The sequence below is a fragment of the Methylobacterium sp. J-090 genome (assembly GCF_022829345.1).
Taxonomy (GTDB): Bacteria; Pseudomonadota; Alphaproteobacteria; order Rhizobiales; family Beijerinckiaceae; genus Methylobacterium.
This window is the reverse complement of sequence record NZ_JAKSXV010000037.1, coordinates 1-12,989: the sequence shown is the minus strand read 5'-3', so window position 1 is coordinate 12,989 and position 12,989 is coordinate 1. Positions and strand designations below refer to the sequence as shown.

At 68.6% G+C, this 12,989-nt stretch carries 11 protein-coding genes, 1 tRNA gene, 1 rRNA gene and 1 other RNA gene; 7 read left to right on the top strand and 7 right to left on the bottom strand.

The features are described 5' to 3' along the window. The first annotated feature begins 66 nt into the window (after nt 1-66). The 4 genes from tkt to pgl all read left to right on the top strand — a co-directional run bounded on the left by tkt (nt 67) and on the right by pgl (nt 7,036). Complete coding sequence (gene tkt / locus MKK49_RS06405; RefSeq protein WP_244027214.1) at nt 67-2,142, top strand: transketolase; 2,076 nt, start codon at nt 67-69, stop codon at nt 2,140-2,142. A 230-nt stretch (nt 2,143-2,372) separates the two neighbouring features. Further along, the gene (locus MKK49_RS06400; protein WP_244027213.1) at nt 2,373-5,228 is read left to right on the top strand and encodes a bifunctional transaldolase/phosoglucose isomerase; all 2,856 of its coding nucleotides are present in this window, start codon (nt 2,373-2,375) and stop codon (nt 5,226-5,228) included. A gap of 64 nt (nt 5,229-5,292) precedes the next feature. Next, the gene (gnd, locus tag MKK49_RS06395) at nt 5,293-6,267 is read left to right on the top strand and encodes a phosphogluconate dehydrogenase (NAD(+)-dependent, decarboxylating) (RefSeq protein ID WP_244027212.1); all 975 of its coding nucleotides are present in this window, start codon (nt 5,293-5,295) and stop codon (nt 6,265-6,267) included. 46 nt (nt 6,268-6,313) lie between these two features. Continuing rightward, nucleotides 6,314-7,036 carry a 6-phosphogluconolactonase gene (gene pgl / locus MKK49_RS06390; protein WP_244027211.1) on the top strand — a complete coding sequence of 241 codons (723 nt, stop codon included), beginning with the start codon at nt 6,314-6,316 and terminating at the stop codon, nt 7,034-7,036. Nucleotides 7,037-7,051: 15 nt separating this feature from the next. Here pgl and MKK49_RS06385 read toward each other — a convergent pair whose 3' ends face one another. Beyond that, nucleotides 7,052-7,714, bottom strand: a complete 663-nt coding sequence (locus MKK49_RS06385) for a hypothetical protein (RefSeq protein ID WP_244027210.1) — start codon at nt 7,712-7,714, stop codon at nt 7,052-7,054. 376 nt (nt 7,715-8,090) lie between these two features. Between MKK49_RS06385 and MKK49_RS06380 the strand changes: the two genes are divergently transcribed. From MKK49_RS06380 to MKK49_RS06370, 3 genes are all read left to right on the top strand, one after another. Continuing rightward, nucleotides 8,091-8,261 carry a hypothetical protein gene (locus MKK49_RS06380; protein ID WP_244027209.1) on the top strand — a complete coding sequence of 57 codons (171 nt, stop codon included), beginning with the start codon at nt 8,091-8,093 and terminating at the stop codon, nt 8,259-8,261. 467 nt (nt 8,262-8,728) lie between these two features. After that, the gene (locus MKK49_RS06375) at nt 8,729-9,115 is read left to right on the top strand and encodes a hypothetical protein (protein ID WP_244027208.1); all 387 of its coding nucleotides are present in this window, start codon (nt 8,729-8,731) and stop codon (nt 9,113-9,115) included. Nucleotides 9,116-9,238: 123 nt separating this feature from the next. Further along, the gene (locus MKK49_RS06370) at nt 9,239-9,892 is read left to right on the top strand and encodes a hypothetical protein (protein ID WP_244027207.1); all 654 of its coding nucleotides are present in this window, start codon (nt 9,239-9,241) and stop codon (nt 9,890-9,892) included. Nucleotides 9,893-10,065: 173 nt separating this feature from the next. Here MKK49_RS06370 and ssrA read toward each other — a convergent pair. The 6 genes from ssrA to rrf all read right to left on the bottom strand — a co-directional run bounded on the left by ssrA (nt 10,066) and on the right by rrf (nt 12,907). After that, nucleotides 10,066-10,431: a transfer-messenger RNA gene (gene ssrA / locus MKK49_RS06365) on the bottom strand. A 23-nt stretch (nt 10,432-10,454) separates the two neighbouring features. Continuing rightward, nucleotides 10,455-10,772 (bottom strand): hypothetical protein, encoded by a 318-nt coding sequence (locus tag MKK49_RS06360; RefSeq protein ID WP_244027206.1) that lies wholly within the window; start codon nt 10,770-10,772, stop codon nt 10,455-10,457. Nucleotides 10,773-10,779: 7 nt separating this feature from the next. Beyond that, entirely contained in the window at nt 10,780-10,959 is a 180-nt protein-coding gene (locus MKK49_RS06355) for a hypothetical protein (protein ID WP_244027205.1), read from the bottom strand. 184 nt (nt 10,960-11,143) lie between these two features. Further along, nucleotides 11,144-12,547: a DEAD/DEAH box helicase gene (locus tag MKK49_RS06350; RefSeq protein ID WP_244027235.1), complete on the bottom strand. Its 1,404-nt coding sequence runs from the start codon at nt 12,545-12,547 to the stop codon at nt 11,144-11,146. A gap of 96 nt (nt 12,548-12,643) precedes the next feature. Further along, nucleotides 12,644-12,720, bottom strand: a tRNA-Met gene (locus tag MKK49_RS06345). A 71-nt stretch (nt 12,721-12,791) separates the two neighbouring features. Beyond that, nucleotides 12,792-12,907, bottom strand: a 5S ribosomal RNA gene (rrf, locus tag MKK49_RS06340). Nucleotides 12,908-12,989: the final 82 nt, after the last annotated feature.

The window sequence follows — 12,989 nt, the reverse complement described above, 5'->3', positions numbered from 1 at the left end:
CCCCCACGGGACGAGGGCCGGACCCGCGGCGCGGGCGGCCCAGGCGACACGAAGGAAGACGAGACCATGAGCGGAGCCGACACCAAGCCGAGCGAGGCCCTGAGCGCCATCGACAAGCTCAGCATCGACACCCTGCGGACGCTGGCGATCGACGCCGTGCAGAAGGCCAATTCCGGCCATGCCGGCGCGCCGATGGCGCTCGCCCCCGTGGCCTACACCCTGTGGAACCGGTATCTCCGCTACGACCCGGCCCACCCGCACTGGCCCAACCGCGACCGCTTCGTGCTCTCGGCCGGCCACGCCTCCATGCTGCTCTACGGCCTGCTGCATCTGGCCGGCGTCGCCCAGACCGACGGCGGCAACGAGCCGGCGGTCTCCCTCGACGACATCAAGAACTTTCGCCAGCTCGACAGCCGGACGCCGGGCCACCCGGAATACCACTTCACCACTGGCGTCGAGACCACCACCGGGCCGCTCGGCCAGGGGGTCGCGAACTCCGTCGGCATGGCCATGGGCGGGCGCTTCCTCGGCGAGACCCTGAACCGGCCCGAGCTGCCGCTGTTCGACTTCAACGTCTACGCGATCTGCTCGGACGGCGACCTGATGGAGGGCGTCGCCTCCGAGGCCGCCTCCATCGCCGGGCACCTGCGCCTGTCGAACCTGTGCTGGATCTACGACAACAACACCATCACGATCGAAGGGCATACGGAACTGGCCTTCTCCGAAGAAGTCGCGACGCGCTTCCTCGGCTACGGCTGGCAGGTGCTGCGGGTCGCCGACGCCAACGACGTCCACGCGATCTCGAGCGCCCTGGAGACCTTCCTCCAGTCCAGCGACCGGCCGACGCTCATCGTCGTCAACTCGATCATCGGCTTCGGCGCGCCGAAGAAGCAGAACACCTCCAAGGCCCATTCGGACGCGCTCGGCGAGGAAGAGGCCAGGGGCGCCAAGCGCGCCTATGGCTGGCCCGAGGATGCGCAGTTCCTCGTGCCCGAGGGGGTCCGCGAAAACTTCCAGGCTGGCATCGGCGAGCGCGGTGCGGCGCTCTTCGCCGATTGGGAGCGGTTCATGGGCGAGGCCAAGGCCGCCGAGCCGGCGCTGGCCGAGGAGATCGACGCCCTGCACGCGGGTCGCCTGCCCGAGGGCTGGGACCGCGACATCCCGGTCTTCCCGGCCGACGCCAAGGGCATGGCCACCCGCGAATCCTCGGGCAAGGTTCTAAACGCCATCGCGAAGAACGTGCCCCACCTGCTCGGCGGCTCGGCCGATCTCGCGCCGTCGAACAAGACCAAGCTCGAATTCGAGGGCGCCGGCACCCTGTCGCCGTTCGATCCGGGTGGGCGCAACATCCATTTCGGTGTGCGCGAACACGCGATGGGGTCGATCGTCAACGGCCTCGGCCTCGTCGGCCTGCGCGCCTACGGCGCCACCTTCCTGGTCTTCGCCGACTACATGCGCCCGCCCATCCGCCTCGCGGCCCTGATGGAGCTGCCGGTCTTCCACGTCTTCACCCACGATTCCATTGGCGTCGGCGAGGACGGGCCGACCCATCAGCCGGTGGAGCAGCTCCTGACCCTGCGGGCGATTCCCGGCCTCGTCACCCTGCGCCCGGCCGACGCCAACGAGGTCGCGGAAGCCTACCGCGTCATCATGGGCCTCAAGGACCAGCCGGCGGTGCTGGCCCTCTCCCGCCAGCCCCTGCCGACCCTCGACCGCGAAAAATTCGCCAGTGCGGCCGGCGTCGCAAAGGGCGCCTACGTGCTCGCCGACAGCGACGGCACGCCCGACGTGATCCTCATCGGCACCGGCTCCGAGGTGCAGCTCTGCGTGGCCGCCTACGAGGCGCTGACGGCGGAGGGCATCAAGGCCCGCGTGGTCTCGATGCCGTCCTGGGACCTGTTCGAGCGCCAGGACGAGGCCTATCGGAACTCGGTCCTGATCCCGGACGTGCTGGCACGCGTCGCCGTCGAGCAGGGCTCGGTCATCGGCTGGGACCGCTACGCCGGTTCGGCCGGCGCGATCATCGGCATGCACACCTTCGGCTCCTCGGCACCGATCAAGGACCTGCAGACGAAGTTCGGCTTCACCCCCGAGAAGGTGCTCCAGGCGGCGCGCGACCAGATCGCACGGCACAAGAAGTAGGGTTCGGGGGTTCTTGAAGAGCGGAACGCGCGTCCCCCTCCCCCTTGTGGGGAGGGGCTAGGGGTGGGGGTGGCTCCGCTGGCCGCCGCAGGCCGAGGGTCACCCAACCACCCCCCCCTCCAACGCCTCCCCACAAGGGGGAGGAGAGGCGCGTTTCCGAAGGACGATGGTTGAACGGCGCCGCCCTCGTGCGCGCTACTCACGACGACGGACGACTGGGAGATATTCGCATGAACCCGCTCAAGGCTCTCTTCCCCGAACAGGGCCAGGCCGTGTGGCTCGATTTCGTCGCCCGCGGCTTCGTCCTCGACGGCAAGCTGAAGGCGCTCGTGGACGAGGACGGCCTGCGCGGCGTGACCTCGAACCCGTCGATCTTCGAGAAGGCCATCGGCGGGTCGGCTGAATACGATGCCGCCCTGAAATCCGTGATGGACGCGGGCGACGCCCGGGTCATCGACCTCTACGAGGGCTGCGCCATCGCCGACATTCAGGCGGCGGCCGACGTGCTGCGCCCGGTCTACGAGGCGAGCGACGGCGCCGACGGCTACGTCAGCCTCGAAGTCTCGCCCTACCTCGCCCTGAACACCGAGGAGACGCTCGATGAGGCCCGGCGCCTCCACAAGACCGTGGCCCGCGACAACCTGATGGTGAAGGTGCCGGCGACCGCCGAGGGCATTCCGGCGATCCGGGCGCTCACCGCGGACGGCATCAGCATCAACGTCACCCTGCTGTTCTCCGTCGAGACCTATGAGGCCGTGGCCCGCGCCTTCATCGACGGCCTCGAGGCGTTCGGCGCCAAGGGCGGCGACGTCTCGAAGGTGGCGAGCGTCGCGAGCTTCTTCATCAGCCGCATCGACGTCGCCGTCGACAAGGCGCTGGACGACCGGATCGCCGTCACGGAGGGCGCCGACGAGAAGGCGGCCCTGGAGGCCCTCAAGGGCAAGGTGGCCATCGCCAACGCCAAGCTCGCCTATCAGCGTTTCAAGGCCGTCTTTGCCGAGCCGAAATGGCAGGCGCTCGCCGCCCGGGGTGCCAAGGCGCAACGCCTGCTCTGGGCCTCCACGGGCGTCAAGAACAAGGCCTATTCCGACGTGCTCTACGTCGAGGAGCTCATCGGCCGCGACACCGTCAACACCATGCCGCCGGCCACCATGGACGCGTTTCGCGACCACGGCACGGTGAAGGCCGCCATCGAGACCGACCTCGACGGAGCCAAGGCCGTGATGGACGGGCTGGCCCGTGCCGGGATCGACATCGAGAAGGTTGGGGACCAGCTCGTCGACGAGGGCGTGCAGCTCTTCATCGACGCCGCCGATAAGCTCCTCGGCGCGGTTGCGGCCAAGCGCATCGACTTCCTCGGGCCCAAGCTCGACGGCCAGACCCTGGTGCTGCCCGAGCCCATCGCGGCGGAAGCGAAGAAGGCCGTCGAGGCCTGGCGCGCCTCGGGTGCCATCCGCCGCCTGTGGGCCCACGACAAGACCGTGTGGTCGAACGCCGATGAGGACACGTGGCTCGGCTGGCTGCGCATCGTCGAGGACGAGCTCGCCCACGTCTCGGACTACGCCACCTTCGCCGACGACGTGCGCCAGACCGGCTTCACCGACGTGGTGGTGCTCGGCATGGGCGGATCGAGCCTCGGCCCCGAGGTGCTGGCCGAGACCTACGGCCCGCGCGAGGGCTTCCCGAAGCTGCGCATCCTCGATTCCACCGATCCGGATCAGGTCCGCGAGACCGAGGCCGCCATCACCCTGGAGACGACGCTGTTCATCGTCGCCTCGAAGTCGGGTTCGACCCTCGAGCCCAACGTCTTTCGCGATTACTTCCTCGGCCGGATGAAGGCCGCCGTCGGCGAGCGCGCCGGGGCGCATTTCGTCGCCGTCACCGATCCTGGCTCGGCCATGGAGGCGGCGGCCAAGGCCGACAACTTCCGCAAGATCTTCTACGGCGTGAAGCAGATCGGCGGCCGCTACTCCGTGCTCTCGGCCTTCGGCCTGGTGCCGGCGGCGGCCTCCGGCATCGACGTGGAGGCGTTCCTCGACACCGCCCGCACCATGGTCCGCTCCTGCGGCCCGGCCGTGCCGCCGGCGCAGAACCCCGGCGTGCTCCTCGGCACGGCCCTCGGGGCCGCCGCCCTCCATGCGGGCCGCGACAAGGTCACGTTCATCGCGTCTCCAGGCATCGACACGTTCGGTGCCTGGGCCGAGCAGCTCATCGCCGAATCGACCGGCAAGGACGGCAAGGGCCTGATCCCCATCGACGGCGAGCCCGTCGACGTGCCGGCCGTCTACGGCCTCGACCGGTTCTTCGTGTACCTGCGCCTCGACGGCCGCGCGGATGCCCGCCAGGACGAGGCCGTGCGTAACCTTGAGCGCGAGGGCCATCCCGTCGTCCACATCACCCTCGCCAACGAGGAGCAGCTGCCGCAGGAATTCTTCCGCTTCGAGATCGCCACGGCGGTGGCCGGCGCCATGCTGGGCATCAACCCGTTCGACCAGCCCGACGTGGAAGCGAGCAAGATCGAGACGAAGAAGCTGTTCGACGCGGCCGAGGCGAGCGGGTCCCTGCCCGCCGAGACGCCGCTGTTCTCCGACGAGACCATCGCGCTCTACGCCGACCCGAAGAACGCCGAGGCCCTGCCCCAGGCTCACGAAGGGCTCGACGCGGCCCTCACGGCGCACCTCGCCCGCGCCAAGGCCGGCGACTACGTCGCCCTGCTGGCCTATGTCTCGCGCAACGCGGGCCATCACGCCATCCTGCAGGACGCCCGCGTGGCCCTGCGCGACAGGACCCGGCTCGCCACCTGTCTCGAATTCGGCCCGCGCTTCCTCCACTCCACGGGGCAGGCCTACAAGGGTGGTCCCGACACCGGCGTGTTCCTCCAGATCACCGCCGACCCGTCGGAAGACCTGTCGATCCCCGGGCGCACGCTCGGCTTCGGCACCGTGGTGGCGGCCCAGGCGCGCGGCGACTTTTCGGTCTTGGCCGAGCGCGGACGACGGGCCCTGCGGGTCCACATCAAGGGCGGCGACGTCGAAGCCGGCCTGAAGCGCATCGCCGCCGCGCTCAAAGCGGCTTTGGCCGAATAAGGCCGGCGTGAACGACGGCGCCGGGCTCCCGGCGACTTCTGGAATTCCAGCACGGAGATCACCCATGCAACTCGGCATGATCGGCCTCGGCCGGATGGGCGGCAACATCGTCCGCCGGCTTCTGCGGGACGGGCACACGGCCGTGGTGTTCGACCAGAGCCCGGAGGCCGTGGCGTCCCTCGTCGCCGAGGGCGCCATCGGGGCGGCGAGCCTTGAAGAGTTCGTGGAGACGCTCGACGCGCCGCGCACCGCCTGGGTGATGCTGCCGGCCGGCACCATCACGGAGGGCACCGTGGCGAAGCTCGGCGGGCTGATGGCCGCCGACGACGTGATCATCGACGGCGGCAACTCGTTCTACAAGGACGACATCCGCCGCGCCGCCGAACTGAAGCCGAAGGGCATCCATTACGTCGATGTCGGCACGTCCGGCGGCGTCTGGGGCCTGGAGCGCGGCTACTGCATGATGATCGGCGGCGACGACGCGGCCCTCGCGCGCCTCGACCCGATCTTCAAGACCCTGGCGCCGGGCATCGGAACGATCCCCAGGACTTCCGGCCGCGAGGGTCGCGATGCCCGCGCCGAGGAGGGCTACATCCATGCCGGACCGAGCGGGGCCGGCCACTTCGTCAAGATGATCCACAACGGCATCGAGTACGGCCTGATGCAGGCCTATGCCGAGGGCTTCGACATCCTCAAGCATGCCAACTCGCCGGATCTCCCCGAGGGCCAGCGCTTCGATCTCAACATCGGCGACATCGCCGAGGTCTGGCGGCGCGGCAGCGTGGTCTCGTCCTGGCTCCTCGACCTCACGGCCGGGGCACTCGCCGGCGACGAGAGCCTTGCCGATTTCTCCGGCTTCGTCGCCGATTCCGGCGAGGGCCGCTGGACGCTCAATGCGGCCATCGAGGAATCCGTGCCCGCCAACGTGCTCTCAGCCGCCCTCTACGCCCGCTTCCGCTCGCGCGAGGACGCGAGCTACGCCGACAAGCTGCTCTCGGCCATGCGCAAGGGGTTCGGGGGCCATCAAGAGCCGAAGTAGCGCTTCGCCCATCCCGTCAGACCACTGCGACACCGAGGGTTACGCGATGATCCCGCTGCCGGGAAATTCAGAAATCCTGCCCGATGCCGAGTCCGTGGCGCGGGCGGCGGCCGACCGGCTCGTCGCCCTGTGCGCGGCTGCCCCGGACCGGCCCATCGCCATCTGCCTCTCGGGCGGGTCGACCCCGAAGCGCCTCTATGCCCTGCTGGCCGGCCCGGACTACCGCGACGCCCTCCCCTGGGCGCGCCTGCACTGGTTCTTCGGCGATGACCGCCACGTGCCCTGGGACGATGCGGCGAGCAATGTCCGGATGGCGCGCGAGGCTTTTGCGGCGGCGCCGATCCCCGTGGAGAACCTCCACGGCATTCCCACGGACGGGACCCTGGAGGCGGATGCGGCGGCGTATGCGAAGGCCTTGAAGGACTTCTACGGCGCCGACCGCCTTGATCCAGACCGGCCCTTGTTCGACCTTGTCCTCCTCGGCCTCGGCGAGGACGGCCACACCGCTTCGCTGTTCCCGGGAAAGCCTGCCCTGGACGAGACCACGGCCTGGGTCGCTCCGGCGCCGGAGGCGGGGCTCGCCCCGTTCGTCCCGCGCATCACCCTGACGTTCCCGGCCCTCGCCTCGGCCCGCAGCATCCTCTTCCTCGCGACGGGGGAGGCCAAGCGCGTTCCACTGGAACGCCGGGCCGGAGGCGAGGCCCTTCCCGCGTTCCACGTCACAGGTCCCGTCACATGGCTCGTGGATCGTGCCGCCGCCGGACTCTGACCGTTGCGAACAGGATCAGTTCGAGGCGGCGACGGTCCAGGGCATGATGACCCGCATGGACGCGGTCTCGGCCTGAACCGGCGCGACGCTGGCCGGCAGGACCTTGCGCGCCCTGGCCGCCATCCGCCGTGCCTCGTCGGCTGGGATCGCCCCGACGGGCATCACCATCGCCGACAGCAGGGCGCGGGTGTGCCGATCGACGAAGGCCGAACGGCCGACGCTCTCGAAATCGCGAACCGCGTGCCGCTTGTCCGGGTTGCCGGTGAACACCTTCACCCCCTCTTTGAGCACGACGATGTCGCCGGGCCGCAGGGTCTCGTCTTTCATGAAGGCGGCGGCCGGTCCGGCGCTCATGTCGAGGGGGGCCTGACGATCCGTGACCCGGATCTTGAGCGGCTCGGCCTTCGGCAGGGCGACGTAGCGCATGTTCGGCCGGGGGCGGGCGTTCAGGGCTCGCGCCGCGCGGCGAACATTCATCTGCCGTTGGGAGGACCAGGCGCGGTCGTCCGGAGCCGGGGCCGGTTGCATCGCCACGGGCTGGCTCGGCTGGAACAGCCGCTGGAACAGGCCGCCGAGCCCGTCATCGGCCGCGAAGGCTTGGCTCGGGACGGTGAAGCTCAGGGCGGTGAGAAGCGAGACGGCGACACCGCCGCGCACGAAAGACCGGGCTCGGGTCATGGGAAATCGGCTCTCGTTGTCAATCCCCGCCGCGCGCTGGGATGTCCCTTTAACAAAGGCTCAACCTGAACAGTTCCCACAGGGTCATAGGGTTTGTTGGGAGGGCCCCCGCTTCTTCTGTAAAGAGCCGCGCGAATTGATTGCACATGATCGAATGCGGCTGCCCGCCCCGTGGCGGCCGGATGCGAAATCCGTTCGGCACGTCGCGTCCTCGCCCGGTCTGGCGAACCGAAACGGTGGTTCTTTCGCCACGCGGGATGCAATTTCATGAACAAGAGGGAAACGATTCGCCTCTGGCGACTTAACCGTCCCTGCGATTCATCCCGGAAGCGAACGGGCCGCCGACGTCGGGGTGATCGCCTGGAGCCTTTGAGCCGTGACCGAAACCAGCCATCTCATGCCCTCCGGCGACCTCCCCCTCGATCCGGTGGTGTACGGTGTCGCCCAGGGCCTCTCGCAGCTGTTCCCGCCCGTGGAGCACCCGGATGGCATTTTCACCGACGAGGTGTCGGAGCAGGATACGAATCACACGGGCGCGAGGGCCTGAGCCCTCGGCTCGATCCCGGAAAGTCGAAAAGGGGCCGTCCCGGCTTGAGCCTTGAAGATCTGGGCCTCAAAGATCGGGACCTTGAAGATCGAAGTCGGCGTCGCATCCATCGAACCTTCGCGAGAGACCCGGGTTCGCGCGGCATCCGTTCCCTCCTCGCGTGTCGGAAGCCCCGTCATTATCAGTCTCGGCGCGCACCTGCCTCGCATGCTTGCCGCATTCATTGATTTGCCGTCTGAGCAATATATTTTCCGTGTGCGAAGCGCATGATGGAAGAAGTAGATCAGTCAAGGTTCTCAAGCGCCAAGCTTTCGCGATTATGGGAGTTTGTTGGATAGGGTGATCCGGCAAATCAGGTTGGGCGCGGTCCCCTGTCCGTCATGGCAGAGACTGATCCACCGTCACGGAAAGCGGAACGATCCGACGATCTCAGAGATTGAATGGGTCCTCAGTCGAAGGAGAATACCGTGAACCGGACCCTGCAAACCCTCGCCATCCTGACGGTCCTCGGCGCTGGCCCGGCCCTCGCCCAGACCACCGTGACCGGAACGCCCGCCCCCGACGCCAAATCGAGCGCCACGTCCGGTGGTCAGGAAGCCGTCACCCGGCCCAACACCGATCGGCCGGATGCGGCGAAACCCGGCACCGCGCATGCCGCCACGGGCGCCAAGCTCGAAGAGGGCGCCAACAGCTTCACCGAAGCCCAGACGCATCACCGCCTCACCGAGGCCGGCTACAAGGACGTCAAGGGACTGACCAAGGACGACAAGGGCATCTGGCGCGCCGATGCGATGCTCAACGGTAAGCCGGTGAAAGTCGGCATCGATTTCAAGGGCAACGTCGCCGCGCAGTGAGCGTGTCCGGCGAAGAGTCCCCCGCCGCCGGGGTGCCCTTCGCCAGGACCGAGCGGCCCACGGGGTTCCGTGAGCGCTTCGCCGATCCCGAGTACGCGTTTCAGACCTGAACAGGAGTCCACCATGGCCCAACAGACCATTACGGCCCTCTACGACAATTACGACGATGCCAGCGCCGCCGTCGCGAAGATCGAGGCCCTCGGCGTCCCGCACCGCGACATCAGCATCGTCGGCAGCAACGAAGGCGACCGCCACGCCGGGCGCGTCGCCACACCGGCGACCACCCACGACCACACCGACACCGCCGAGAGCACCGCGACGGGAGCCGGCACCGGCGCCACCGTCGGCACGGTTCTCGGTGGTGCCGCCGGCTTGCTCACGGGCCTCGGCCTGATGGCGATCCCCGGCGTCGGTCCCGTCGTGGCGGCCGGTTGGCTCGTCGCGACCCTCACGGGTGCCGGCATCGGCGCGGCGGCGGGCGGTCTCGCCGGCGGTCTCACCGGTGCGGGCCTGAGCGAGACGGACGCCCATGCCTATTCCGAGGGTGTGCGCCGTGGCGGCACCCTTGTGACCGTCCGTGCGGACGAAGCCCGCGCCACCGCGGTGATGGACATCCTCGAGGAGCACGGCTCCATCGATCTCGACGAGCGGGCCCAGGGCTGGCGCGCCGAGGGCTGGACCGCCCCGCAGGCCGCCGCCGCGCCCGACCCGGCCGTCCTGTCCGGCACGCCGGATGGCCGCGCCCGCGTTCGGTCCTACCCGTCGAACCCGGTCTGACGCCCGGCATCCTCGGCGAGCGTCACCCGCCCGAAATTCTGCGCCCCGCGACCAATCGCGGGGCGTTTGCGCGAGTCCGGTCCGCCCGTCACGAGCACGCAGAAATACCGGCCTCGCGCGCCGCGCGATCCGGTTCACTCGATCATGATGGGGAAAGTGGGTCCCGGGGCCGAAGCCCCGGGTTCTGTTTCGACGGTTACCCTACCGCAAGATGCTTACGCCGCGAGGCGGGCATCCATGACAACGTTATCGTTGGCATTTAGAGTTTTGGTCAGATGCCTGGAATAGGGGTTGCCTACGCCAAACCGGTCGAAACCTTACCGACAGTCGCATCGTATCCCACCGAAGTGAGACTGAACTCGCGATCCCTTTACCGCCCAGTCGATCCTATTTCGCCCCCATCAGAAACCCACCTTCGAAGGAGGATGGGTTTTTGGTGGAGGCGCCGGAGTACTGCCCTCCGGGTCCTGAAACGTTATTATGAACCGGTCATCAACCGCACCTGGAATATAGGGGATGCCCCGCCCGGGGTCCAGTGCGGCGAATCGCGGAAACGACACCGTCAGGCGTCCTCGGACTGCTCCGCGTACCAGTCCGCATAGGGGGTGTTGCGCGCCATGCGGCGGTTGAGGTCCGGCGCGCCGTCCGTCCACCACACTGGCCCGCGTTCACCCAGGCCCTGTTTGGCCCGCTCGACGACGGCCCGCGCCCGCGCCACGGCGTCCCCATCGTTGGCCTTCCGGCCGGCCTTCACCGCACGTCGGGCATCCATGAGGTCGTGGACGAGGCCGTCGCGGACGTCCGATGCCAGATCCGGCCGGGCGCGCCGCCAGAGCCGGCCCCGCACGACGATGTAGCGCCCGTCCGGGGTTTCGAGCATGGCGCGGTCAGGCTCGGGCGTGACGTTGCTCGTCGATGAGGGCTTCGACGGCCGCGATGCTGTTCTCGAGGTCGGCGATCCGCCGCAGCATGCTGTCGGGCGGCACCATGGCGACCTTCGCCGCGTCGAGGATGAGATCGCGCTGAGCGTTCTTCAGGCGATCGAGGAGCGTTTCCAGGTCTGACATGGCCCTCGCCTTACGGCATCGGCCATGAAAGTGGAATCCGGTTTCCGAGAAAGCCGTTGGGGAAACAAGAACCTACGCCCGTCTCCCGTTCCGTCCTGATCGATGCCGGACAAGGACGGAACGGGAGATGGACAGCGCGATGGGGGGATCGCGCAACGCCCGCCCGAATGTCGGCACACCGGTGTCAGGGATCGGGAAGCGTGGGCGTTCCTTCGATGAGGGCCGCGATGGCGTCGAGGAGGGCGGTGTCCTCCCCGGCCATGGCCTCCATGGCGGTCATACGGCGCAGGACTGTGGCGGTGATGGCCTCTTCCACCGTCCCTTCCGCGAAGGCGTAGTAGATCGTCGCCTGCTCGCCGTCGCGATGGCAACGGCCCTCGATCTGTGCCAGCTGGATCGCGCTGTGGCGCATGTCGTGGATGACGAGGGCCCGCACCGCCTCGCCGCCCGGCATCTCGTTGCGGTGGAGCGAGATCGACTCGGTCACGGTGAAGATCACCACGTCGCGCGCGCCCGTCTGGAACGCCACCCGTTCGGCCTCGTTTGCGGTGTCGGCCCGTGTCCCGTCGATGGCGCCCGTGCGCCAGCCGCGTCGGGTCAGGGTCTCGGCCAGCGCCGCACCCGTCTCGAGAAAGGCGACGGAGATTGCCACGGCCTCGCCGGATTCCAGCAGCGTCTCGACGAAATCCGCCGTGCCGGCGACCCGGAGCAGGCTCGCCTTCTGGCGAAAGCGCAGGTCGGCGGCCCAGCCGGCCGGGCGTCGGGCGCTGCCGCCGAGCAGTCCCCAGCTCCGGCGGAACTCCCGCCAGTTGGCGTCGTAGAGCCGACGCGCCGCGGGATCGAGGGCGGTGGCGGCGAGTTCGCGCTGGACCTCCGGCCAGCCGGCGATGTCACCCGGCCTGCGGCGCAGGCCGATGGCGTCCGGTCCGGCATAGAGCAGGTCCGCCATCACGGCACAGTCGCGAGCGTTGGCCGTCCAGCGCCAGTTGGCCCAGCGGCCCTTCGCTCCGCCGATGCCGAGGCGCCGCAGGAGATCGCGAAACTCCGCGAGGGTCTCGCACGGCGCGCCGGCCGCCGCCCCGAGCAGACGTCCGAGGTAGGACAGCTCGTGCGGGGCCTGGCCGGCGGTGGCGCTGAGATAGACCGTGAACCGCGCGGCCTGGGCGATCTGCCGGCAGACAAGGGTCTGCTGGGCCGTCGGATTGCGCAGGCGATGGCTCTCGTCGAAGGCGACCAGCGACCAGATCCGCTTCAGCTGGCCGTGCTTGGCGAGTTCGTTGTTCTTCGCCCGGGTCGAGCGGCGGGTGCTCACTTTTGGCGGCGCCATGAGCGATTTGGTGCGCTCGTAGTTGAGCAGAGTTACGGATTTAGCCGGCAGGCCGGCCTGCGCGATGGTGCGCCGCCATTGCGGCATCGCTCCCTTGGGGCAGACGATGAGGATGTCGGGCTCCGGCATCCGCGCCAGGGCGGTCCAGACCGACAGGGTCTTTCCCAGGCCCGTCATGTCGCCCAGCAGGAATCCAGCCTTTCCGTCCGTCCGCGCCGTGAGGATGGCCCGGGCGGCCTCGTCCTGATGCGGCCTTGGGATGAGGACGGTCGGGGGCTCGGCGATCGGAAGGGCTCCGCTGGACAGCAGAAAGCCCCCGACCGTTTCGGATCGGGGGCTTTTTGGTGTTGGTTTTTTTGGTTGCGGGGACAGGATTTGAACCTGTGACCTTCAGGTTATGAGCCTGACGAGCTACCGGGCTGCTCCACCCCGCGCCAGGGTGTTTTGCCGTTTCGGGCAAGTTCGGATCGTTGTGAGGGAATGTTGCTTGTGATGTGCTGTGCAGGTCTGGCGGCGACCGACTCTCCCGTGTCTTGAGACACAGTACCATGGGCGCTGGTGCGTTTAACGGCCGAGTTCGAGATGGGATCGGGTTCTGGGCACACCGCTCAAACCACCAGACCGGCGCAGCACATCAATCACAAACACTCCCTCCAGACGATCACCCCCGAAACAGGCCGCCCCTCAACAGGGCGGCCTGTTC

Excerpts from the sequence above, each read along its gene's own strand:
- tkt (WP_244027214.1), top strand. The coding sequence starts at position 67 with ATGAGCGGAGCCGACACCAAGCCGAGCGAGGCCCTGAGCGCCATCGAC.
- MKK49_RS06400 (WP_244027213.1), top strand. The coding sequence starts at position 2,373 with ATGAACCCGCTCAAGGCTCTCTTCCCCGAACAGGGCCAGGCCGTGTGG.
- gnd (WP_244027212.1), top strand. The coding sequence starts at position 5,293 with ATGCAACTCGGCATGATCGGCCTCGGCCGGATGGGCGGCAACATCGTC.
- pgl (WP_244027211.1), top strand. The coding sequence starts at position 6,314 with ATGATCCCGCTGCCGGGAAATTCAGAAATCCTGCCCGATGCCGAGTCC.
- MKK49_RS06385 (WP_244027210.1), bottom strand. The coding sequence starts at position 7,714 with ATGACCCGAGCCCGGTCTTTCGTGCGCGGCGGTGTCGCCGTCTCGCTT.
- MKK49_RS06370 (WP_244027207.1), top strand. The coding sequence starts at position 9,239 with ATGGCCCAACAGACCATTACGGCCCTCTACGACAATTACGACGATGCC.
- MKK49_RS06360 (WP_244027206.1), bottom strand. The coding sequence starts at position 10,772 with ATGCTCGAAACCCCGGACGGGCGCTACATCGTCGTGCGGGGCCGGCTC.
- MKK49_RS06355 (WP_244027205.1), bottom strand. The coding sequence starts at position 10,959 with ATGTCAGACCTGGAAACGCTCCTCGATCGCCTGAAGAACGCTCAGCGC.